Annotated in this window: 21 protein-coding genes; 4 read left to right on the top strand and 17 right to left on the bottom strand. The window is 69.6% G+C overall.

Translation table 11 applies throughout. The annotated features are described in order from the left end of the window. Positions 1-10: 10 nt before the first annotated feature. The 12 genes from AWB89_RS12785 to AWB89_RS12730 form a co-directional block, all read right to left on the bottom strand. Entirely contained in the window at positions 11-559 is a 549-nt protein-coding gene (locus AWB89_RS12785; RefSeq protein ID WP_174627829.1) for a YceI family protein, read from the bottom strand. Between the two features lie 35 nt (positions 560-594). Beyond that, complete coding sequence (locus AWB89_RS12780) at positions 595-993, bottom strand: nuclear transport factor 2 family protein (RefSeq protein WP_085174009.1); 399 nt, start codon at positions 991-993, stop codon at positions 595-597. 8 nt (positions 994-1,001) lie between these two features. Continuing rightward, complete coding sequence (locus tag AWB89_RS12775; RefSeq protein WP_085174007.1) at positions 1,002-1,343, bottom strand: DUF6285 domain-containing protein; 342 nt, start codon at positions 1,341-1,343, stop codon at positions 1,002-1,004. Continuing rightward, complete coding sequence (locus AWB89_RS12770; protein WP_085174005.1) at positions 1,340-2,338, bottom strand: phosphotransferase family protein; 999 nt, start codon at positions 2,336-2,338, stop codon at positions 1,340-1,342. The genes AWB89_RS12775 and AWB89_RS12770 overlap by 4 nt, the downstream gene beginning before the upstream one ends. After that, entirely contained in the window at positions 2,335-3,573 is a 1,239-nt protein-coding gene (locus AWB89_RS12765) for an acyl-CoA dehydrogenase family protein (RefSeq protein WP_085174003.1), read from the bottom strand. The genes AWB89_RS12770 and AWB89_RS12765 overlap by 4 nt, the downstream gene beginning before the upstream one ends. Before the next feature lie 9 nt (positions 3,574-3,582). After that, positions 3,583-4,194, bottom strand: a complete 612-nt coding sequence (locus AWB89_RS12760) for a TetR/AcrR family transcriptional regulator (RefSeq protein WP_085174001.1) — start codon at positions 4,192-4,194, stop codon at positions 3,583-3,585. Continuing rightward, positions 4,194-5,105: a hydroxymethylglutaryl-CoA lyase gene (locus AWB89_RS12755; protein WP_085173998.1), complete on the bottom strand. Its 912-nt coding sequence runs from the start codon at positions 5,103-5,105 to the stop codon at positions 4,194-4,196. The genes AWB89_RS12760 and AWB89_RS12755 overlap by 1 nt, the downstream gene beginning before the upstream one ends. Next, a complete protein-coding gene (locus AWB89_RS12750) occupies positions 5,102-6,307 on the bottom strand; it encodes a CaiB/BaiF CoA transferase family protein (RefSeq protein WP_085173996.1) in 1,206 nt (401 codons plus the stop codon). Before AWB89_RS12750 ends, AWB89_RS12755 begins: the two co-directional genes overlap by 4 nt. Beyond that, complete coding sequence (locus AWB89_RS12745) at positions 6,304-7,488, bottom strand: alpha/beta hydrolase (protein ID WP_085173994.1); 1,185 nt, start codon at positions 7,486-7,488, stop codon at positions 6,304-6,306. Before AWB89_RS12745 ends, AWB89_RS12750 begins: the two co-directional genes overlap by 4 nt. Continuing rightward, complete coding sequence (locus AWB89_RS12740) at positions 7,485-8,591, bottom strand: homogentisate 1,2-dioxygenase (protein ID WP_085173992.1); 1,107 nt, start codon at positions 8,589-8,591, stop codon at positions 7,485-7,487. Before AWB89_RS12740 ends, AWB89_RS12745 begins: the two co-directional genes overlap by 4 nt. A gap of 176 nt (positions 8,592-8,767) precedes the next feature. Next, positions 8,768-9,739 carry an NADPH:quinone oxidoreductase family protein gene (locus tag AWB89_RS12735; protein ID WP_085173990.1) on the bottom strand — a complete coding sequence of 324 codons (972 nt, stop codon included), beginning with the start codon at positions 9,737-9,739 and terminating at the stop codon, positions 8,768-8,770. Positions 9,740-9,761: 22 nt separating this feature from the next. After that, on the bottom strand, positions 9,762-10,760 hold the full coding sequence (locus AWB89_RS12730) for an acrylyl-CoA reductase family protein (protein WP_085173988.1): 999 nt from the start codon (positions 10,758-10,760) through the stop codon (positions 9,762-9,764). A gap of 22 nt (positions 10,761-10,782) precedes the next feature. On the opposite strand from AWB89_RS12730, the gene AWB89_RS12725 reads away from it, so the two are divergent. Next, entirely contained in the window at positions 10,783-11,640 is an 858-nt protein-coding gene (locus AWB89_RS12725; RefSeq protein WP_085173986.1) for an oxidoreductase, read from the top strand. 1 nt (position 11,641) lies between these two features. On the opposite strand, the gene AWB89_RS12720 is transcribed toward AWB89_RS12725, so the two are convergent. The 3 genes from AWB89_RS12720 to hisN all read right to left on the bottom strand — a co-directional run bounded on the left by AWB89_RS12720 (position 11,642) and on the right by hisN (position 15,158). Next, complete coding sequence (locus tag AWB89_RS12720) at positions 11,642-12,847, bottom strand: acyl-CoA dehydrogenase family protein (protein WP_085103553.1); 1,206 nt, start codon at positions 12,845-12,847, stop codon at positions 11,642-11,644. Between the two features lie 32 nt (positions 12,848-12,879). Then, the gene (locus AWB89_RS12715) at positions 12,880-14,286 is read right to left on the bottom strand and encodes an acyl-CoA dehydrogenase family protein (protein WP_085173984.1); all 1,407 of its coding nucleotides are present in this window, start codon (positions 14,284-14,286) and stop codon (positions 12,880-12,882) included. A 92-nt stretch (positions 14,287-14,378) separates the two neighbouring features. Further along, the gene (gene hisN / locus AWB89_RS12710) at positions 14,379-15,158 is read right to left on the bottom strand and encodes a histidinol-phosphatase (protein ID WP_085173982.1); all 780 of its coding nucleotides are present in this window, start codon (positions 15,156-15,158) and stop codon (positions 14,379-14,381) included. A 23-nt stretch (positions 15,159-15,181) separates the two neighbouring features. Here hisN and AWB89_RS12705 point away from each other — a divergent pair, with 23 nt between their 5' ends. Continuing rightward, entirely contained in the window at positions 15,182-15,511 is a 330-nt protein-coding gene (locus tag AWB89_RS12705; protein ID WP_085173980.1) for a hypothetical protein, read from the top strand. Positions 15,512-15,587: 76 nt separating this feature from the next. Here the strand turns inward: AWB89_RS12705 and AWB89_RS12700 are convergent, their stop codons facing one another. Beyond that, on the bottom strand, positions 15,588-16,766 hold the full coding sequence (locus AWB89_RS12700; RefSeq protein ID WP_085173978.1) for a PPE family protein: 1,179 nt from the start codon (positions 16,764-16,766) through the stop codon (positions 15,588-15,590). Between the two features lie 485 nt (positions 16,767-17,251). On the opposite strand from AWB89_RS12700, the gene AWB89_RS12695 reads away from it, so the two are divergent. Together AWB89_RS12695 and AWB89_RS12690 are read left to right on the top strand one after the other, a co-directional pair. After that, positions 17,252-18,049, top strand: coding sequence for a universal stress protein (locus AWB89_RS12695; RefSeq protein WP_085173976.1), 798 nt, complete (start codon positions 17,252-17,254; stop codon positions 18,047-18,049). 28 nt (positions 18,050-18,077) lie between these two features. Further along, positions 18,078-18,695 (top strand): response regulator transcription factor, encoded by a 618-nt coding sequence (locus AWB89_RS12690; RefSeq protein WP_085103889.1) that lies wholly within the window; start codon positions 18,078-18,080, stop codon positions 18,693-18,695. A gap of 10 nt (positions 18,696-18,705) precedes the next feature. Here the strand turns inward: AWB89_RS12690 and AWB89_RS12685 are convergent, their stop codons facing one another. Next, complete coding sequence (locus tag AWB89_RS12685; RefSeq protein WP_085173974.1) at positions 18,706-20,067, bottom strand: FAD-dependent oxidoreductase; 1,362 nt, start codon at positions 20,065-20,067, stop codon at positions 18,706-18,708. Positions 20,068-20,075 lie beyond the last annotated feature (8 nt).

The following is a 20,075-nucleotide window of genomic DNA, read 5'->3' as shown; positions in this document are numbered from 1 at the left end:
GCCGGCCGCCCTACCGGGCCGCCCGAACGAAAACCGCCCGCGCGGCCGCCGTCGCCGTCGCGCCGACCATGCCGAACCTGTTCCAGCCCAGGTCGAATTGGGACCGGTCCACCTTGGTCTCGCCGGAGATCTGGATCGAGCCGTCCTCGAGTTCGGTGACCGTGACGGGCAGGGGCAGCGGCGCCGTGATGCCCTTGATCGTGAAGTTGGCGCGCAGGTCCGCGGCCCTGCCTCTCGGGGGGCCCTGGGTCGGGTGCACCGCGGTGACGACGACGCTGATCTCGCCGAAGCGGTCGACGTCGAAGAAGTCGGCCGAGCGCAGGTGCTTGTCGCGACGGCCGATGCCGGTGTTCAGCGACGCGGCCCGGATGTCGAGGCGGCCGAAAACGGCGCCGTTGCCGGTCAGCTGGCCGTCGCCGGTGAACTCGGTGAAGCGGCCCTTGACGTTCAGCAGGCCCCAGAAGTTTTTGACCTTGAACGTGATGGCCGAGCGTTCCGGAACGAGGTTCCAGACGCCGGCCACGTCGGGATCGTGCAGCAGTGTTTCTAGAGTCGTCATCGTCACCCCCATCTGACTCGTGGCGAATCTAACCGTTAGCCGAGCAGCGGCGCGATCTCGGCGGGGTCGAAGTACTCGTCGATCCGGTCGATCAGGCCGCCCGCGCCCACCCTGATCACGATGCAGACCCGCATGGAGATCGATTGGCCGGCATGGCCGGTGGCGTGCAGGATGTGCTGCTGCACAAAGCCGCCTACCGATTCGTCACCGAAGAGCTGGCGGTCGAGGATCTCGTAGCGACGCCGGGTGGTCGCCGTGATGAACCAGTCGATGACCCGCATCGCGCGGGCCTTGTCGTTATCGCGGCGCGCGCCGACGCGCCACACCGCAATGTCGTTGCTCCACAGGCGATCGACGCCCGCGACGTCGCCCCGCTCGATCGCCGCGAACAGGCGGTCGGCCACGTCGACGATGGTTTCCGCGGTGGTCGGCATGGTGGCTCCTAATCTGATCGGTCGTATCCGGGGTGGGCGACCGCCAGCCGGTTTCGTACCAGCGTGCGCAGGCAGGCGGTGAGCTCGTCGGCGCGCCCGTCCAGCTCGCCGGCGCGGATCGCGGCGGCGAGTTGCTCCTCGTCGGCGAAACCCAAGCCGGCCAACGCGGCGGCGGTTTCCGCCGCGCTCTCGTCGAGCAGCTCGCGCTCCACGATGCGCAACGCGTTGGCGGCCACCCTCGCGTGAAAGTTGACCTGGCCCCCGGTCGCCTCCCGGACGTCGGTTTCCAGGAACTCGGCGACCGCCGCGACGAGTTCGGCCGCGAGCGGCCGGCCATAGGAGCCGATCATGCTGTCGCTCCCTCCAGCAGGTCGAGCAGGTCCCACTCCGTCTCGCAGACGCGGCGGCCGATCGTCGCCAGCTCCACCGAGCGGAACTCGCCGCTGAGATGGCGCTCGGCCTGGTAGCGGCAGATGACGCCCCAGCGCAGCGTCGCCAGCACCAGCCACCAGTGCAACGCCACCCGGTCGACGGTAGTCGCGCTGGCCTCCTCGTAGGCCCGCACGAAGCTTTCGACGCTGCCGAGGCCCCCGGCCCCCAGGCCGGCCGGCGCGCCGAATCGCCACGCCCGGATGCAGAACCAGGCCAGGTCTTCGCACGCCTCGCCGACGTGCACCAGCTCCCAGTCGAGGACGGCGGCCAGGCGCGACCCGTCGACGATCAGGTTGCCCATCCGGTAGTCCCCGTGCACCAGGACCGGCGCCGACGGCTGGGGGCGGTGGGCGGCGAGCCAGCGGAACGCCCATTCGAAGGTGGCGGTGGTGTCGCCCATGCCGTCGAGCCGCTCGCGCCACTGCACGAGTTGGTCCTCGTGGGCCAGGCCGGGGATGCCCGGGTCGGCCCGGTGGATGGCGGCCAGCGCCCGCGCGCACTGCCGCAGCAGCTCGGTGCGAGCCGCGTGCCCGCCGTCGGCCTCCAGGCGGCGCTGGATGCGCCGGACGATGGTCTCGCCGTTGATCTCGTCGCAGATGAGAAACGGGTTGCCCAGGGCGGCAACCGAATCGTCGGCGACCAGGACGTGGGGGACCGGTGCGCCGGCCGCGGCGGCCGCGGCCTGGGCGCGGGCTTCGAGCTCCATGCCCGCGTGCACGTCGTCGGGCGGGCCGGTGCGCAGGATCAACGCACGGCGCCCGCCGCCGGTGACGGCGTCGAAGGCCCAGGTGGTGCGGCTGGCACCGCCGGTCAACGCGCGCAGCCGTTCGATCGCCAAACCGTCAGAGTCCGCGCTGAGCGCGGGCTCCAGGACCCGCGCCAGCTTGCCGGCCAGCTCCTCGGTGTCGGTCACCTGTGGCCAAACTTGAACAGCCGCTGGGCCACCCGGCGGATCTGGATCTCCTCGGCGCCCTCGGTGATCCGGTAGCGGCGGTGGTGGCGGTAGATGTGCTCGAACGGCTCGTGGCGGCTGTAGCCGAGGCCGCCGAAGATCTGCATGGCGCGGTCGGCGGCGTCGCAGACCAGGCGGTTGGCCCGGTAGTTGGCCATCGACACCTTGTCCGAGACCTCCATGTGGTGGTCGCGGTCCAGGTGCCAGGCCGCGTAGTGCACGAGCAGTCGCACCATCTGGGCCTCGGTCTGCAGCTCGGCCAGCGGCCATTGCACGGCCTGGTTGACCGACAGCGGCTTGCCGAACACCGTGCGCTTGCCGGCGTATTCGGCGGCGCGGTCGATGCAGTATTGCGCGGCGCCCAGGCTGCTGGCCGCCTGCCGAATCCTGTTCTCGTGCAGGAATGTTTGCGCGACCTCCAGCCCGCGGTCCACCTCGCCGAGCACGGCGTCGGCCGGCACCCGCACATCGGTCAGCTCGACCTCGCCGTGGTCGGTGGGCATGTTGAACGTCCACCAGTAGTACGGGACGTTGAATCCCGGCGCGTCGGTCGGGACCAGGAACGCGGTGATGCCCAGCGCGGCGCCCGGCTCACCGGAGGTGCGGGCGAAGACCAGGTCGTGGGTCGCGCGGTGGACGCCGGTGTTGAATCGCTTGGAGCCGTTGATCACCCAGCCGTCGCCGTCGGGTTCGGCCCGCGTCTCCAGCCACGTCGCGTCGGAGCCGTGCCGCGGCTCGGTGAGGCCGAACGCCATCGACCGCTCCCCGGTGATCAGCGCCTCCGACCAGAGGCGGCGTTGCTCGTCGGTGCCAAACCGCTCCATCATGATCACCTGCGGGAAGTTCCCGACGATCGACGACTCGTTCTGCAGGTCGTTGTGCAGGCCAAGGCCTTTGTGCGCCAGGTGTTCCCGGATGACGGCCATGTCGACGTTGGTGCCGTCGCGGCCGCCCAGCGACGCGGGCAGCCCGTAGCGCAGCCAGCCCGCCTTGTCGGCCCGCCTGCGCATCTCGGCCAGCAGGTCCTCCCACTCACGCGTCGGGATGCCGTCGTTGTCCCAATCGGTCCGGGCGTGCTCCCGGCGCTGGTCGAAGTACTGCATGTTCTCGGCCTGCAGCGGGGCGATCTCGCGCTCGATGAACGCGTCCATCTCCGCGAGCACCCCCGGAAGATGTTCCGGCAGTGTGAAATCCATGTCGACTCCTTACGCGCCGTAAAGCGTTTTCTTCCAAATGGTGGACAGGGTGGCGATGGCGTCCTCGTCGTTGATCGCCAGGCCCAGGCCCGACGGCCCGACGAACACCGTGGTGAAGTTCTCGAACAGCAGCGCGATGGCCGCCGCGGTGTGTTCGGCGTTGAGCTCGGCGCCGTAACCCTGCTCCTGCGCACGCCGCACCGACGCGGCCACGATGTCCATGCCGAAGCGCCGGAATTCGTTCTGGACGGTGGCGAAGCGCCGCTGCGTGGCGGCCAGCTGGGCCACGGCGATCATGATGCCGATGTTCTGCTTGAACATGCTCCAGTAGCCGGTGACCACCCCGGTGAAGAACGCGTCGTCCTCCGGGGATTCCGGCAGCTCGACGCTCAGCCCGGACGGCCTGACGACCTCGTGCAGAAACGATTCCGCCAGCGCGGCCAGCAGGTCTTCCTTGTCGGCGAAATACCGGTAGAACACGGCCGACGACTTGCCGGCCGCCGACGTGATGTCGGCCAGGGTGGTGCCGTGAAAGCCGCGTTCGGCGAACAGTTTTCGGGCGGCCTGCTCGATGGCCTGCCTGGTCTGGCGGCCCTTGGCGGTCAGGGTCTCGGTCGGCATCAGTTCCGGATCCGGTCGCCGGCGCGCAGCAGCGCACTCGGCAAATCATGGCCCACAACGGATTTGGCGACTTCGGCGGCGGCGATGGCGGCCGGCAGGTCGACGTCGACGTCGATGTCGCTGTCGCGCAGCAGATAGACCAGGTCCTCGGTGGCGATGTTGCCGGTGGCGCCGGGCGCGAACGGGCAGCCGCCCAGCCCGCCGACCGAGGCGTCCAGCCGGGTGACCCCGCATTCGACGGCCGCATAGGCGCTGGCCAGCCCGGTGCCGCGGGTGTTGTGGAAATGCCCGCCCAGCGGCATGCCGCCGAGCACCGGGCGCAGTTGCGCGATCAGCGAACGCACCCTCCTCGGGGTGGTGGTGCCGATGGTGTCGGCGATCGAGAAACGGTCGACGTCCCGCTCGCGGGCGGCCGCGCCGATCTCCAGCACCCGCTGCGGCGCGGTCGGCCCCTCGAACGGGCAGTCCCATGCGGTGGCGACGATCACCTCGACCGTCACGCCGGCGTCGTGGGCGATGGCGACGATCTCCTCGATCTGCCCGGTGGCCTCGGCGGTGGACCGCCCGACGTTGGCCTCGCTGAACGCGTCGCTGGCGGCCACCACGTACTCGATCGACCGCAGGCCCGCGGCGACGGCACGCTTGGCGCCGTTGGGGCTGGCCACCAGGGCGGAGAATTCGATGTCGGGGTAGTCGCGCAGGTGCGCGGCGAGTTCGGCGGCGTCGGCCATCGAGGGCACCTTGGACGGGGACACGAACGCCGTCGCTTCCACCTCCCGCACCCCGGTGGCGGCCACCGCGGCCAGCAGTTCCAGCTTGGCGGCCAACGGGATTGGCTTTTCGATCTGCAGGCCGTCGCGCAGCGACACCTCGCGGATGTCAACCCTCGTCGGAAATTCCGGGTGCGTCATAGCACCTCCTCGGCCCTCAACTCTTCGAGTTCCCCAGCGGTCTTGCCCAGCAGCCCCAGATAGACGTCGTCGTTGTGCTGGCCCGGGCGCGCGGGCCCGGCGGCGCGGACGCCGCCCGGGGATTCCGAGAGCACCGGCACGACGCCCGGGCCCAGCACGCTGCGGTGCACCCGCTCGTCGTAGTGCTCGACCAGCATGCCGCGGGCCCGCAGCTGGGGGTCGTTGACCACCTCGGCGACCGTGTTGATCGGACCGGCGATTACGCCTGCGGCGGACAGGGTTTCGATGATGTCACCGGGCTGCCGCTCGGCGGCCCACGCGCCAATGATCGCGTCGAGTTCGTCCTGGTTGCGGCCGCGGGCGCCGTGCGTGGCGAACCGCTCGTCGGTGGCCAGCTCCGGGCGCCCCATGGCCTTGCACAGCCGGGCGAACACGGTGTCCTGGTTGGCGGCGATCACCACCCACGAGCCGTCGGCGCTGCGGTAGATGTTCGACGGCGCGATGCCCTCCAGCCGGGTGCCCGAAGGCCCGCGCACCACGCCGCCGACGTCGTAGTCGGGGATCGTGGATTCCTGCACGGCCAAGCATGATTCGGTGAGCGCGACGTCGACGACCTGTCCGCGCCCGGTGACGCTGCGGCGGTACAACGCGGCCAGGGCGCCCTGGGCGCCGAACATGCCGGCGAGGCTGTCGCCGAGCGAGAGCGCCAGCCGGGGCGGGGGGCCGCCCGGGAAGCCGTTGAGGTGCCGCAGGCCGCTGGCGGCCTCGGCCACCGAGGCGTAGCCCGCCTTGTGCGCGTCCGGCCCCGTCTGCCCGTAACCGGACACCCGGACCAGGATGATGCCCGGGTTGCGCTCGGACAGCGCGTCGTAGCCGAGGTCCCACTTCTCCAGCGTGCCGGGGCGGAAGTTCTCCACCACGATGTCGGATTTCGCGACGAGGTCCAGGAACAGCTCGCGGCCGCGGGTCTTGCGCAGGTCGAGGGTGATCGCGCGCTTGTTGCGCGCGTGCACGGTCCAAAAGACGTGGTGCCCGTCCAGTTCGGCCTGGCCCCAGGTGCGCAACGGGTCCGGGGCTCCGGGGGGTTCCACCTTGATGACGTCGGCACCCATGTCGCCGAGCAGCCGGCCGGCGAACGGACCGGCGATCAGGGTGCCGAGCTCGAGCACCCGAATGCCGTCCAGCGGGCCGGTGACCGTCACTGCGTGCTCGCGAAGTCGTGCCGGATCAGCCAGTCGGTGACGACGTCGACCGCGTGCCGCAGCTTGTCCCGCTGGTCGGGCCCCGCGTAATAGTGTGTGGCACCGGGAATCTCGTGTATCTCCTTGTCGGGGTGCCCGATCGCCTCGAAGAGCCGTCGGGTGTGGCTGGGCGTGCAGGCGTCATCGGCCAGGTTACCGATCACCAGCGCCGGAACCGCAAGGTCGCGCCCGCACGCCACCCCGTCGCCGCGGGCGTCGTCGTAACTCCATTGCGACAGCCAGCCGCGCAGCGTCGAAAACCGGGCCAGGCCAACCGGGCTCATGTTCACCACCCGGGGATCGCCCAGGTAGCACGTTCCCGGCGTGCGTTCGTTGGGATCGACGGCCGGATCCAGCCAGCGCGGGTCGGCCATGGTGCCGTGCACGACGAAGCAGAATTCTGCAACATCAGCGTCCGGGCGGCCGCTTGCTTTGAGTTCGGCGAGCTTTTCCTTGACCCACGCCGTGATGCGCCGGTTGCGGTCGATCTGCGCCTGCCGGTAGCGGTCCAGGAATTCCTGGCTGTAGGGCGGTTGGTTGGGATTGGCCGGGTCGTACAGGTCCAGCTCGGGATCGCGCTTGGTGGGATCGGATTCGTCGAGGATGGACGCGTCCAGCCATTCGGTCAGCGTGCCGTGCCGGCTGACGTGTGCGGCCAGCAGCATGATCCCGTCGGCCTCGGGCAGGTCCAGCTTGGTGAGGTCGGGGCCGTCGCCGGACGGGCTCGCCGTGATCGTCGGTTTCTGGGCCTGCTGCTGGTAGAACACCGACAGCGAGCCGCCGCCGCTCCACCCGGCCAGCACGACCTTGCGATAGCCCAGCCGGTTCTTGGCGTCCTTGATGCACTCGCCGAGGTCCTCGACGACCTTCTCCATCAGCAGCGCCGAATCCGTGCCGCGGAACCGGCTGTTGCAGTAGATGACGTGGTGCCCCGCCCGGGCGAGGGCGTTGATCATCGGCAGGTATGCGCCGCCGCCGATCGGGTGCATGAAGACCAGCACGGTGTCCGACGGCTTGTCCTTGGGCTTGAGCAGGTAGCTTTCCAGCACGGTGATCTCGGCCAGCCCGCCGTAGACGTCGCGCACCGCGGAATTGTTCTGGAAGGCAACCAGATACGGGATTCGCTCGTAGTCGTGCTTCACGAGTGCTGCCCCAGGTCGTGGGCGAGCACCTCGGCGGACGGCGTCAGCCGGCGGCGCGTGTCGACGGCGATCACCTGCCAGTCCACCCGCGAATGTTCGTCGAACTTGCGGCGGGCTCGTTCGCGCGCCTTCTCCGGTGCGCCGTGGTGAACCCCTTGCGGCGCATGGGTGATCAGCCCCGGTGGCATCGGGATGCCGTAGAGCGAACCGCCGTGGAAGAAGGCGATCTCGTCGTAGTCGACGTTGCGGTGGTACCAGGGCGTGCGCTCGGTGCCGGCGACGCCCTCGGCGGGCTTGGGCAGGAAGTTCATCACGTACACGCCGGTGGCCTGCATGAAGAGGTGGACCGTGGGCGGTAGGTGGACGCTGTCGGAGGTGATCACGTTGTAGTCGGCGATGTTGAAGGTGAACGCGAAGTTGTCGCCGCGCCAGCCCTCGACGTCCAGCGGATTGTGTTGATAGAACAGCGTTGTCGGGCCGCCTTCCAAAACATCCCGGTGCAGGAGCCGCACCTCGTACTCGTCGCGTTCGTCGTCGTCGATCGGGGCGGGGTCCGGAATGGTGGCCTGCGACGGGTCGAACGGGAAGTGGCGGCCCAGCGCGCCGGGCGGTGGCACCCGGAATTCGTCGCTGGCCTCGATCATCAACAGCGTGGTCTCGCTGTCGGGCAGCTGACGCCAGGTGCACGCCTTGGGGATGTAGACCCAGTCGCCTTCCCGGTAGGGCAGCGGCCCGAACTCGGTCTGAAGCAGGCCCGCCCCGCGATGCACGAAGCACAGCAGGTCGCCGTCGACGTGCCGGGCGTAGAACGGCATCGCCTCGTGACGGCGGCTCAACGAGATCCGGCAGTCGTCGTTGCTGAACATCAGCAGCGGCCCGCCGTCGGCGTCGGTGGCGTCGCTGGGCTTGAGCTGGTCGGCGAGCACGTCGACGGGGCGCAGGGGACCGACGGCCCGATAGGCCGTGGGGTCGTTGCGCCGGTACATGTTGGCGGTGCGGCCGGTGAATCCGCCCCGGCCCAGTTCGTCGTCCTTGAGCCCGTCGAGGTCGGCGTGCAGCCGCCGCGGGGTTTTCCCTTTTCGCAGGTGGACGAAGGATTCCATGGAGACTCCAGGATCGGCGGGGCTACGAAACTGAAAGTGACATTACTTTTTGTTTATCCGCCGCACAAGGTGCGTTCGAGGAGTGCCACCCGGCTCGCCCCGTTTGTCGCTGTGAGGCGGGCACAAGGTCGATTCCTTCTCCGCTGGGGCTCATGAGGCATTGCGGCGCAACGGCCTCAGTCGCGGACGCGCACCACGACTTTCCCTTTGGCCGTGCGATTCTCGAGCGACGCGACGGCCGCGCCGGCCTGCTCCAGCGGGTAGACCTCGGGCGTCGGGGCGGCCAGCCGGCCCGAGCTGAGCAGGGCCTCCAGCCCCGCCCACTGCTCGGCGAGGGCGTTCGGATGCGTCCCCGCCCAGGCTCCCCAGCCCACGCCGACGACGTCAATGTTGTTGAGCAGCAGCCGGTTCACCTTCACGGTCGGGATCTCCCCGCCGGTGAACCCGATGACCAGCAGCCGGCCGCCCGGGGCGAGCGAACGCAGCGAATCGGTGAACCGGTCGCCGCCGACCGGGTCGACCACCACGTCGACGCCGCGGCCCCCGGTGAGCTCCTTGACCGCGTCCTTGAACCCCTCGGCCAGCACCACGTCGGTGGCGCCGGCCGCGGTCGCGACGTCCGCCTTGTCTTCGGTGCTGACGACCGCGATGCTGCGGGACGCCCCGAGCAGCGGCGCCAGCCGCAGCGTCGACGTCCCGATCCCGCCGGCGGCGCCGTGCACCAGCACCGTCTCGCCCTGGGCCAGCCGGCCGCGCACGGTCAGCGCGAAGTACACCGTCAGGTCGTTGAACAGCAGCCCGGCCCCGGCCTCGAAGCTCACGTTGTCCGGCAGCTTGAACGCCCGGTCGGGCTGCAGGATCGCGACCTCGGCCATGCCCCCGGACAGCATCGTCAGCCCGACGACCCGGTCGCCGGGTCGCACGTGCGCGCCCTCCGGCGCGGAGCGCACCACGCCGGCGATCTCGGCCCCGAGCACGAACGGCGGCTCCGGCCGGTACTGGTAGAGGCCGCGGGTCAGCAGCGCGTCGGGAAAGGCCGCGCCGGCGGCGTGCACGTCGACGACCACACCGTCACCCGAGGGTTCGTCGACCTCCGCCACCTCGATCGCGTCCGGACCATCCAGTCGAGTCACCCGTGCAGCCCGCATGGTCGGACAGCCTACTGCCGACTCAAAACCCGCCCGCGACCCGCACCACCGCGCGACCGGAGAAGGCGCTGTCGCGCAGCTGATCCAACACCCCGACGACGTCCTTGACGTCGACGTCGCTGATCAGCGCCTCCAGGTGACGCGGCCGCAACGAATCACCCAGCAGCGCCCACAATTTGCGGCGCCGGGCGATCGGCATCAGCACCGAGTCCATCCCGAGCAGCGCGACGCCGCGCAGGATGAACGGCATCACCGTGGTGTGCAGCGCCGGCCCACCCGTCAGCCCGCTGCAGGCCACCGCCACGCCGTAGTCGACGGCGCTGAGCACATCGGCCAGCGTCGCCCCGCCCACGCAATCCACGGCGCCGGCCCAGCGCGCCTTGGCCAGCGGCCGCGGTTTGGCGTCGGGGTCCTCGGGCAATCGCCCGATAACCTCCGCGGCGCCAAGCTCTTTCAGCAGCCCGGCCGCCTGCTCCTTGCCGCTCGAGGCGACCACCCGGTAGCCGGCGGCGGCCAGCAGGTCGACGCTGACGGAGCCGACACCGCCGGAGGCGCCGGTGACGACGACCGACCCCGCGCCGGGTTCGATGCCCCAGTCGATCAACGCCTGCACGCTCATCGCGGCGGTGAAGCCGGCGGTCCCGATCGCGGCGCCCTCGCGCGGCGTCAGCTCGCCGAGCGCCACCACCTGGTCGGCCGGCAGCCGCGCGTATTCGGCGTAGCCGCCGTGGTGGCCGGTGCCGATCGCGTAGCCGTGGGCCAGCACCTTCTCGCCGACGGCGAAGTCGGGGGACTGCGACTCGACGACCTCGCCGGTCAGGTCGATGCCCGGCACCACCGGGTAGTTGCGGACCACGCCGCCGCCCGGCGTGAGTGCCAGCGCGTCTTTGTAATTGACGCTCGAGTACTCCACCTTGATCGTCACCTCGCCGGGCGGCAGGTCCTGCTCGCTCAGCGTCTCGACCGACGCGGTTATCCGGTCACCATCCTGGCGCGCGACGAGCGCGTGAAACGTGTCCATACGACGACGCTAACCTCACCCCATGGATTCCTTTCCACTCGGTGGCTTTTCCGTCGCGCGCATCGGCTTCGGCGCGATGCAGCTGCCCGGCCCGAACGCGTTCGGCCCGCCGCGGGACCGCGCCGAGGCGCTGGCGGTGCTGCGGCGGGCGGTCGAACTCGGCGTCGACCACATCGACACCGCTCAGATCTACGGCCCGGACGTCGCCAACGAGCTGATCCGCGCCGCGCTGCACCCCTACCCGGAGAACCTGGCTCTGGTCAGCAAGGTCGGCGGTCGCCGCGACGACGCCGGCGCCTGGCTGCCGGCCGGCGAGCCGGGCGCGTTGCGGCGCGACATCGAGACGAACCTGCGGGCCCTGGGGGTCGATCGGCTGGCCGCGGTCAATCTGCGGTTGTTCGACAGCGACGGGCCGGATCAGCTGTTCGACGATCAGCTCTCGGCGATGATCGAGGCGCGCGACGAGGGGCTGATCGCCGGGATCGGGCTCAGCAATATCAACCGTGAGCACCTGCTGCACGCGCTGGGCCGCACCGAAATCGTCTGTGTGCAAAACGCTTTCAACCTCGTCGACCGACACTCCGCGCCGGTGCTCGAGGAGTGCACGAGGCAAGGGATTGCGTTTGTCCCCTTCTTCCCGCTGGGGGCGGCGTTCGCGCGGCCGAACCCGGTGCTGAGTCACCCGCTGGTGACCGAGGCCGCCGAGCGGCTCGGCCGCACGCCCGCGCAGGTCGCCCTGGCGTGGACGCTGAGCGTGGCGCCCAACGTGCTGCTGATCCCGGGCACCTCGTCCGTGCGGCATCTGGAGGAGAACATGGGCGTCGCGTCCATCGAGCTGGACGAGGACACCCGCGAGCGGCTGAACGCCGTCGCCGCTTGAGCTACTTGAGCTCCGCCGACGACAACCCCAGCAGGCGACGGGCGACCACCAGCTGCTGGATCTGCTGGGTGCCCTCGAAGATGTCCAGGATCTTGGAGTCGCGCGCCCACTTTTCCAGCAGCGATTGCTCGGAATACCCTGCGGTGCCGGCCAATTCGACGGACTTCAGGGTGACGTCGCTGGCCATCCGGCCGGCCTTGGCCTTGCTCATCGACGCCTCTTTGGAGTTGGGAATCTTGTTGTCGGCCTGCCACGCCGCCCGCAGCGACAGCAGGTAGGCGGCCTCCCAGTCGGCCTCCATCCGCAAAAACTCTGCGGCGGCGGCGCTCTGGGCGTGTGACGGCCGGTCGTAGGAGATCTCGACGCCGGCCTCGGTGAGGATCTTGCGGATCTCCTCCAGCGCGGCGCGGCCGACCCCGATGGCCATGGCGGCGACGATCGGCCGGGTGTTGTCGAAGGTCTCCATCACGCCCGAAAAGCCCTTGCCGACCTCGATTTCCGGGTTGCCCAGCAGGTTGTCCTTCGGGATGCGCACGTTGTCGAAGCGGATCGCGGCGGTGTCGGAACCCTTGATGCCGAGCTTGTGCTCGAGCCGCTCGACCGTGACGCCCGGATGCTCGCGCGGCACGATGAACGACTTGATTGCCGCGCGGCCCTGAGACTTGTCCAGCGTCGCCCACACCACGATGTGGGTGGCGCGCGAGCCGGCGGTGACGAAGATCTTCTCGCCGTTGATGACGTACTCGTCGCCGTCCAGTTTGGCGGTGGTGGACACCGCCGCCGAGTCGGAACCGAAGCCGGGCTCGGTGATGGCCATCGCCGCCCACACCTTGCCGAGGCGCTCGAGCTGCTCGTCTGTGGCCACCGCGGAGATGGCCGCGTTACCCAGCCCCTGGTAGGGCACCGACAGCATCATCGCGACGTCGCCCCAGCTGGCCTCCAGCGTCTGCAGCAGCGCGGCCATGTTGGCGCCGTTGTGGTTTCGGTCCCGCTCCTCGTCCTCGTCGCGCAGCGCGTCGGCCCCGGCGAAGGCGACCGATTCGGACGCGCCCTCGAACAGGTTGATCAGCGTGTCCAGCTCGACCGGGTACGCGTGCTCCTTGAGGTCGTACTTGCGCGCGATCGGGCGCATCATCTCCGCGGCGCCCTGGTGGGTCTTGACGCTCACCGCTTGCAGCTTGCGGGGCAGTTCCAGATTGATTGCCATGATTGGTCTTTCGGGTCGGGTGGGATAACGACTCAGATGACGACGACGCCCTCGGCCACGCCGATGGCCCGCAGGTCGCGGTACCAGCGCTCGACCGGGTGTTCCTTGGTGTAGCCGTGGCCGCCGAGCAGTTGCACGCCGTCCAGGCCGATCTGCATGCCCTTGTCGGCGCCGAGCCGCTTGGCCAGCGCCGCTTCACGGGCGAACGGCAGGCCCTGTTCGGCGCGGGCGGCGCCGCGCCAGGTGATCAGGCGCAGGCCGTCCAGCTCGATGGCGATGTTCGCGCACATGAAGGCCACGGTCTGGCGCCGCGCGATCGGCTCGCCGAAGGCCTCGCGCTCCTTGACGTAGGGCACAACGTAGTCGAGCACCGCGTGCGAGGTGCCGACCGCCAACGCGGCCCAACCGAGGCGGGACAGCGCGATCGCCTCCGAGTAATCCTCATCGGAGGCCTCGTCCTCGCCGAGCCGGGCGCTCGCCGGCACCGACACCCCGGACAGCTCGACCCGGCCCAGGGCCGCCGCGCGGATGCCCATGCTCGGGTCGGCCTTCACGGTCAGGCCCTTGGTGGACGACTCGACGATGAACAGCGCGGGCTTGCCGTTCAACTGGGCGGCGACGATGAACAGCTCGGCGTCGGCCGCCGCGGGCACCAGCGACTTCACGCCGTCGAGCCGGTAGCCGCTCGGCGTGCGCACCGCGGTGGTCTTCAACCGGGTCGGGTCGAACAGCGGTTGCGGTTCGGCGATGGCCACGCAGGCCTGCGGGACGTTCTCGCCGGCGAACTCGTGCAGGTAGGTCGCCTGCTGATCGGCGCTGCCCCAATGGGTGAGCGCCGCCGCCACGCCACCGGGCGCGAGGATCGGCAGCGCCAGGCCCATGTCGCCGTAGGCGAGCGCCTCGGCCACCAGCACGTTGGTGACGCTGGAGCGGTGGGCGGCGATGCCCTCGAAGTCCTCGGGGATGTTGATCGCGGTGATGCCCAGCTCGGCGGCCTTGGCGATCAAATCGGGCGGGTAGGTCGCGGCCTCGTCGGCGTCGTGCGCCGCGGGACGCAGCACCTCCCCGGCGAACTCGTCGAGGGTTTCGACGATCATCTTCTGCTCGTCGTCGGGCGTCAGGTCGAAGTAGTCCTTGCCGCTGGACTTGAGCCGGGTCGGTCCGCCCCGGAGGTTCTGCACCCGCTTGAACTGGCGCGACGCTGCCCCGGCGGTGGAGAAGATCGTCTTGGTGCCGTAGCGCAGGCCCCGGTTGAGCGGGTCGCGCAGGTGATATTTGTCCAGGAACTCCTGGCCGACGAGCGGGGTCAGCAGCGCCAGGGTGAGGTCGATGCCGGTCCGCTTGTGCGGTTGCAGGCCGACGCCGGTCTTGCGGCCGCGCCGCTTCACGCGTGGGCGGGTGTTCTGGGAAGTCTGTTGTGCACCGGAAGTCTCGGTCATTTCAGCAGCCTCTGTCGTTGGGGCAATGCGGATGCTTCTATCTTACTCCGGAGTAAGATAGATGGGACTGCGTGTTAACTAATTCACAAAGACTAGGCCCGCAGGCGGGAAAGTACCTGCTCATGCAAGAGGCCGTTGGTGGCCACGGCGCTGCCGCCGTGCGGGCCCGCGGCCCCGTCCAGGCCGGTGAACTTCCCGCCCGCCTCGCGCACCAAGATGTCGAGCGGCGCCAGATCCCACACCGACACCTCCGGTTCGGCCGCGATGTCCACCGCGCCCTCGGCGACCAGGCAATAGGACAGGAAGTCGCCGTAGGCCCGCACCCGCCACACCTCGTCCGTCAGCCCGATGAAGCGGTCACGCAGGCCGCGCTCCGCCCAGCCCGACAGGCTGGAGAACGACAGGCTGGCCGAATCCAGTTGCGCCACAGAGGAAACCGTGAGCCGCCGCGGCAGGCCGCCGTCGACGGCGGCGAACGCGCCGCGTCCCTGCGCCGCCCACCAACGCCGGTGCAGCGCCGGGGCGCTCACGACGCCGACCGAGGGGACGCCGTCGGCCAGTAACGCGATCAGACTGGCCCACACCGGCACGCCGCGCACGAAGTTCTTGGTGCCGTCGATCGGGTCGATGATCCACTGCCGCCCGCTGAAAGTCGCGGTGCCGCCGAACTCCTCGCCGACGACGCCGTCGTCCGGCCGTTGTTGTCCGAGGATGTCGCGCAGCTCGGTCTCGACCCCCCGATCGGCGTCGGTCACCGGCGTGAGATCCGGCTTGGTGTCGATGCGCAGGTCGAGCGCCCCGAACCGAGCGGCGGTCAGCGCGTCGGCGCGGTCGGCCAGGGCCAGCGCCAGCGTCAGGTCGTCGCGACTCATGGGAGCAGTCCTACCATGGCCGGGTGTGGGAATTCGGTGTGCTGATCCTGCTGGTCGCGGTTCTGGGGGTGTTCCTGGCCCAGCGGTTCATCCCGCGCGGGCCGCGCGGCGAGCTGGCGAGCGGCACGCTGCTGGTGACCGGGGTCAGCCCGCGGCCCGACGCCACCGGCGAGCAATTCGTCACCATCGCCGGCGTCATCAACGGGCCGACGGTCAGTGAGTACGCCGTCTATCAGCGCATGGCCGTCGACGTCGACCACTGGCCGACGATGGGCCAGCTGCTTCCCGTGGTGTATTCGCCCAAGAATCCCGACAATTGGCGGTTCGCACCGGCCGAACCGCCCCCCGCCTAGCCCGATGGTGGCGACCCGTCCCCCAGCTCCGCGGGGGTACCCCCAGCGCCCGGCTGCGCCGCGCTTGCGATCGCCACTAGCCTCCCGCGGGCGGGCGCGTCATCACCGTGAGCCGGGTCCCGTAGCGCGGCAGGACGCCCGAGGCCCGCGCCATCGTGCCGGCCGGCATCCCCGGGACGCCCGGGTACCCGGAGCCGGCCAACTCGTCGGTGCCGGGGATTGTGGTGAGGCCGGCGGGCTGCAGCGCCGCGACGCGCGTCGCCGACGGCGCCGACCAGCTGGCCGGCACCGCCATCGGACCGATCGTGTTGGCCCGGCCCATGCTCACCGTGATCGCGTTGGGCAGTCCGCCGACCCCCGTCGCGCCGGCGGCACCCTGTAATTGCCCGAGGCCTATCGGCCCGAGGGCCGGGGAAGGCCCCGCGAGGCCGGCCAGGTACGCCATGTTCGCTTGGATGCCGAAGAGATTGGCTGTGTTGCCGCTGAGCGACGCGGGGATCCCCGCCATGGTTCCGGTCCCCGAGATCGCCGTGTTCACGAGCTGTATGGAGTCCAGCACGCTGAGGTTGTTCCAGCTGCCGGGGCTGATTGGTATGGGGCTCAGGTTCAGCAAGTTCTGCAGACCGTTGGAGAACTGTGTGCTCAAGCCGAGCAGCGCGTCGTACAACTGCGACAACGGGTCGCTGGCCGCCTGGTTCGCCGCGGCGGTCTGCTGGTTCACCCCGTCCGCGTTCGTGTTCTGCTGCGGCGACGCGAACGACGTCAACCGCGAAGCGGCGGCCGAGCTGACGGCGTAGCCGTTCATCGCGGTGGCGTCCTGGGCCCACATCTCGGCGTACTGGGCCTCGGTGGCGGCGATCGCCGCGGTGTTCTGGCCGAAGAAGTTGGTCGCGATCAGCGCCTGCAGCTGCGCGCGGTTGACCGCTATGACCGGCGGGGGCACCGTCATGGCGAAGGCCTGGTCGAACGCCGCCGCCGCCGCCCTCGCTTGCATGGCGGTCTGTTTGGTCTGCTGGGCGGTCGTGGTCAGCCACTCCACATAGGGGGTTGCCGCGGCGGTCATCGCCGCCGACGCCGGGCCGTGCCAGTGCAAGGTGGTCAGGGCCGAGAGCACGGATTCGTAGGTCTCGGCCGTGGTGCCCAATTCGGCGGACAGCGAATCCCAGCTGCCCGCCGCGGCCATCAGCGATCCCGATCCCGGACCGCTGTAGATCCGGGCGGAATTGATTTCGGGCGGAAAAAAGGCGTAATCCATTGTCAGGTCTCCCTGTTGGTGTACGTGATGGACCGTGCCGATCCCGATTCGGCACCCTGTCCGCCGCCGCCGCGCTGGCAGTGGTGATAAGAATGTAGGCGCCGTCGTCCGTCCGTACTGGAGATTTAGGACCAAAGGTCAAGCGTGTCAGGCGGATCCGTGGCCCGCCGGACTGAAAATCGCTGATTTCAGCGACGGCTGGCTGTCGCAGGAACGGCGTAATGACGTTGACGGGCAACGGGAAAACAACCGTGCAAATGGCGCAACCGCAACCAGGCCGGTCCTTCGGCAGCGTCTCGGCGGATTCCCGCTGCCCCCTCGACGACCCGCTTCGCGCGCGGGTGGCACCGGTGTTTCGCCCCATTGATAGGGACCAATGGCCCCCAAATGTGAACCGAACGCCCCTGGGTGTCCGGGCCTGCCGCCAATACGGTACGGGTGGGCCGTAACCGTATTGGCAATTCCGAGCAGCGCAGGAGACCCGGATGGGTGATTCAGCCCCGAGCGTCGTCGTTGGCGTCGACGGATCGAAAGCGGCCGTTGCGGCCGCGCGCTGGGCGGTCGACGAGGCGGTGAGCCGCGACATACCGCTGCGATTGATTTACGTGATCGAGCCGTCAGAACGTCAGGCGGCAGGGGATCGCGAGGGCCGGTTGGCCACCGCCCGGTCGGCGTTGCAAGACGCCCGGCGGGCCGTCGAGGCCACCGGGCAGCCGGCGAAGGTCGAAGCCGAAATCCTTTGGGGCAAGCCGCTTGCCAGCACGATGGAAGAGTCCAGGTCGGCGGTGATGATGTGTGTCGGGTCCATTGGACTCAACCACGCAGCCCACGGCGTCGGCTCCCTTTCTGCGAGCTTGGCCGCGTCGGCGCTGTGCCCGGTCGCCGTCATCCGGCGCCCGTCGGGCAGGCGGGCAGCCGCCAGGGTTGGTCGAGTCACGGTGCAAGCCGACAACGCCGGCGTGCTGCGGCAAGCCTTCGAGGAGGCGAGGCTGCGACACGCCCCGCTGCGCGCGATAGCGGTAGCCCGGTCCGCGGGGCCGGATGACGTCGAGGCGAAACGTGCCGCGCACGCGCTGCTGAGACGGCGGATCGCCCGGTGGACGCGGCAGTACCCCGACGTCCCCGTCGATTCCGCCGTGGTGCGGGGGACCGTCGATGACTATCTGGCCGCCAACCAGGAGCCGGATCAGCTCTTCGTCACCGACGCCCGCGCGTGCTACGACCTGTGCGGCGCGCACAACGCCGGAAACTCGATTCTCGCCACGCGTTCGAGCAATCTGTAGAGGCGTGCGGGCGGCGACTCGGATGAGCATGACTTTCTTTTTGGTCGACGATCACGCGGAGGTACGGCGCGGCCTGATCGACTTGCTTTGTGCGGACCCGGAACTCGACTGCGTCGGGGAGGCCGGGTCGGTCGCCGAGGCGATGACCAAGATCCCCGCGGCCACTCCCGACGTCGCGGTACTCGACGACTGGCTGCCCGACGGGAACGGCGTCCAGTTGTGCCGCGATCTCCGGTCGTCCATGCCGGATCTGCGCTGCCTGATCCTCACGTCGCAGGGCTCTGAAGAGGCGATGCTGTATGCGATCTTGGCCGGCGGCAGCGGATACGTCGTCAAAGACATCAAGGGTATGGAATTGGCTTCCGCCATCAAGCATGTCGGGGCGGGGCGATCCCTACTCGATCCGCGCGCCACGGCCGCGCTGATGGAGCGGCTGTGGCGGATCGCCGAGGGAAACGCCGGGCGCTGGGGCCTCGACGAGCGGGACCGCGCGTTGTTGAGCTTGCTCGGTGACGGCCTGACCGACAGCCAGATCGCCGAGCGGACGACGTTGGCGGAAGACGTCGTGCGCAAACGGGTGTCGCGGGTGCTGGTCAAGTTGGGGGTGACCCGCTACCCGTACTCGCTCGATCGCCAATGGTTTTAACGGCGCAGGATCAGCCGTGCCCGATGCGCAGCAGCTCCGCCAGGCTGGGTAGCTTGACGCGCGGACGCCCGTGGGGCTCGCCGGCGGCTCGCTCGTGGCGGTCGATGACCTCCCAGTGCTCGGAGGTGACCAGCTTCGGCTGGCGCGATGCCAGCCAGTCGACCAGCTCCTCGGCGTGGTCGTCGCCGAAGTCCGCGAGTTTCTCGGCGGCGGCCAGGTCGCTCAGCAAGGTGTCGACGGTGTCCTGGGAGTCCTTCTTATTGGTACCGATCACACCGGTCGGCCCGCGCTTGATCCACCCGACGACGTACTCGTTGCGGCTGCCCTCCACCCGGCCGTCGGTGTTGGGGATGGTCGCGCTCCTGTCATCGAACGGCAGCCCCGGGGTGGGCACGCCTCGGTAACCGACCGACCGCACCACCAATTGGGCCGGCAGCTCCTCGCGCTCGCCGGTGTCCTTCGCCGACACCCGCCCGCTCTCGTCGGTGACCAGCTCGTTGCGCCCGAGCACGATGCTCTCCACCTTGCCGTCGCCCTTGATCTCGATCGGCGAAGTGAGGAACCGGAAGACGATTCGGCGATGGCCGGGCCGCGGGGCGCGCTGGGCGTAGTCGCGCAGCACCTTGATGTTCTGCTTCGTCGTCTTGCCCACCGCGGCCGCGTCCTCGTCGCTGATGCCCTCCAGCTGGGCCGGGTCGACGATCACGTCGACGCCCTCGAGGTCCGCGAGCTCGCGCAGCTCGAGCGTCGTGAACGCCGTCTGCAGCGGCCCGCGCCGGCCGATGATGACCACCTCATCGACACCGCAGGGGCGCAGCGACTCCAGGGCATGGTCGGCGATATCGGTCTGTCCGAGCACGTCCGGGTCGGTGACCAGGATGCGCGCCACGTCGAGCGCCACGTTGCCGTTGCCCACGACGACGGCCCGGGTGCCCGACAGGTCCGGCGTGCTGCGCTCGAAGCTCGGGTGCGCGTTGTACCAGCCCACGAAGTCGACCGCGGCGACGCTGCCCGGCAGGTCCTCACCGGGAATGTTGAGCGCGCGGTCGGACTGCGCCCCGACGGCATAGATCACGGCGTCATAGCGCTCGGCAAGTTCGGCCGCCTCGACGTGCTCGCCCACCACCACGTTGCCGAAGAAGCGGAAGCGATCGTCTTCCGCGGTCTTCTCGAATTGCTTGCTGATCGACTTGATCTTCGGGTGGTCGGGGGCCACGCCGGAGCGGACCAGCCCCCAGGGCGTCGGCAGCATCTCCAGCATGTCGACGGCCACGTCGATGTTCTCCGACGCGTCGGCGGCCTTCAGCAACGATGCCGCGGCGAAGAATCCCGACGGTCCGGAGCCGACGATCGCGACGTGATATGGGCGCATCCTCGAGC

Source organism: Mycobacterium paraense, assembly GCF_002101815.1.
Classification (GTDB): domain Bacteria; phylum Actinomycetota; class Actinomycetes; order Mycobacteriales; family Mycobacteriaceae; genus Mycobacterium; species Mycobacterium paraense.
This window is presented reverse-complemented; position numbering and strand designations above follow the sequence as displayed.

Excerpts from the sequence above, each read along its gene's own strand:
- AWB89_RS12785 (WP_174627829.1), bottom strand. The coding sequence starts at position 559 with ATGACGACTCTAGAAACACTGCTGCACGATCCCGACGTGGCCGGCGTC.
- AWB89_RS12730 (WP_085173988.1), bottom strand. The coding sequence starts at position 10,760 with ATGGACACGTTTCACGCGCTCGTCGCGCGCCAGGATGGTGACCGGATA.
- AWB89_RS12725 (WP_085173986.1), top strand. The coding sequence starts at position 10,783 with ATGGATTCCTTTCCACTCGGTGGCTTTTCCGTCGCGCGCATCGGCTTC.
- AWB89_RS12735 (WP_085173990.1), bottom strand. The coding sequence starts at position 9,739 with ATGCGGGCTGCACGGGTGACTCGACTGGATGGTCCGGACGCGATCGAG.
- AWB89_RS12685 (WP_085173974.1), bottom strand. The coding sequence starts at position 20,067 with ATGCGCCCATATCACGTCGCGATCGTCGGCTCCGGACCGTCGGGATTC.
- AWB89_RS12760 (WP_085174001.1), bottom strand. The coding sequence starts at position 4,194 with ATGCCGACCGAGACCCTGACCGCCAAGGGCCGCCAGACCAGGCAGGCC.
- AWB89_RS12765 (WP_085174003.1), bottom strand. The coding sequence starts at position 3,573 with ATGGATTTCACACTGCCGGAACATCTTCCGGGGGTGCTCGCGGAGATG.
- AWB89_RS12700 (WP_085173978.1), bottom strand. The coding sequence starts at position 16,766 with ATGGATTACGCCTTTTTTCCGCCCGAAATCAATTCCGCCCGGATCTAC.
- hisN (WP_085173982.1), bottom strand. The coding sequence starts at position 15,158 with ATGAGTCGCGACGACCTGACGCTGGCGCTGGCCCTGGCCGACCGCGCC.
- AWB89_RS12715 (WP_085173984.1), bottom strand. The coding sequence starts at position 14,286 with ATGACCGAGACTTCCGGTGCACAACAGACTTCCCAGAACACCCGCCCA.
- AWB89_RS12720 (WP_085103553.1), bottom strand. The coding sequence starts at position 12,847 with ATGGCAATCAATCTGGAACTGCCCCGCAAGCTGCAAGCGGTGAGCGTC.
- AWB89_RS12780 (WP_085174009.1), bottom strand. The coding sequence starts at position 993 with ATGCCGACCACCGCGGAAACCATCGTCGACGTGGCCGACCGCCTGTTC.
- AWB89_RS12690 (WP_085103889.1), top strand. The coding sequence starts at position 18,078 with ATGACTTTCTTTTTGGTCGACGATCACGCGGAGGTACGGCGCGGCCTG.
- AWB89_RS12740 (WP_085173992.1), bottom strand. The coding sequence starts at position 8,591 with ATGGAATCCTTCGTCCACCTGCGAAAAGGGAAAACCCCGCGGCGGCTG.
- AWB89_RS12695 (WP_085173976.1), top strand. The coding sequence starts at position 17,252 with ATGGGTGATTCAGCCCCGAGCGTCGTCGTTGGCGTCGACGGATCGAAA.
- AWB89_RS12775 (WP_085174007.1), bottom strand. The coding sequence starts at position 1,343 with ATGATCGGCTCCTATGGCCGGCCGCTCGCGGCCGAACTCGTCGCGGCG.
- AWB89_RS12755 (WP_085173998.1), bottom strand. The coding sequence starts at position 5,105 with ATGACGCACCCGGAATTTCCGACGAGGGTTGACATCCGCGAGGTGTCG.